This is a genomic window from Staphylococcus sp. HMSC036D05, assembly GCF_001836225.1.
Taxonomy (GTDB): Bacteria; Bacillota; Bacilli; order Staphylococcales; family Staphylococcaceae; genus Staphylococcus; species Staphylococcus caprae.
The window spans coordinates 1-205 of sequence record NZ_KV827788.1; the positions used below are offsets into that span (position 1 = coordinate 1).

Annotated in this window: 1 protein-coding gene; it reads left to right on the forward strand. The window is 41.0% G+C overall.

What is annotated here, in order from left to right:
* Window positions 1-205: putative Ig domain-containing protein (locus HMPREF2580_RS11150; RefSeq protein WP_141756903.1), on the forward strand; the 205-nt coding region annotated here is incomplete at both ends.

Genomic DNA, 205 nt, shown 5'->3' on the forward strand with positions numbered 1-205 from the left:
GTAAGTGGTCTACCGTCTGGAGTAAGTTTCGATGGTGAGACAAATACAATCAGTGGTACTCCAACAAAAGTAGGCAACTATCCAATTACGGTAACGACGACAGACGCATCAGGGAATAAGACAGAAACAAAATTCACAATCAAAGTTGTAGACGAGATTGCCCCAACGGTTAAAGCTATCGCAAACCAAACAAAAGAGGTTAATA